Consider the following 401-nt stretch of genomic DNA (forward strand, 5'->3'; position numbering starts at 1 on the left):
GGAGCAGCCCGGTAGCTCGTCAGGCTCATAACCTGAAGGTCGCAGGTTCAAATCCTGCCCCCGCAACCAAATATCCTACTGAAAATACAACAAAAATCCAAAAGCCCTGATCCTAACCGACAGGGCTTTTTGCTGTTCGGGGGCACTTTGGGGGCATCCGCAAGGGGCAGGAACCAGTGGACGTTCAAACATTCCGCCAGGAACTTGCTGTTGAACGCTTCGATGTAACCATTGTCCGTCGGCTTGCCGGGCCGTGAGACGTCGAGCGTGACGTCGTTTACATAGGCCCACAGATCAAGATCGCGGGAAATGAATTCGCTGCCATAGCACGTCGGGAACATGTTCTGCCGACAGGTTATGGCCGCACGCGCAGCTTCCATATCGCGCAGCGGGTGGCCATA

1 pseudogene is annotated in these 401 nt (G+C 55.6%); it reads right to left on the minus strand.

The annotated features are described in order from the left end of the window. Positions 1-152: 152 nt before the first annotated feature. Positions 153-401: pseudogene (locus O4H62_RS26320) on the minus strand (integrase core domain-containing protein); the annotation flags it as partial.

Origin of the sequence: Parahoeflea alexandrii (assembly GCF_027214025.1) — a bacterium.
In the GTDB taxonomy this organism is placed as follows: domain Bacteria; phylum Pseudomonadota; class Alphaproteobacteria; order Rhizobiales; family Rhizobiaceae; genus Hoeflea; species Hoeflea alexandrii_A.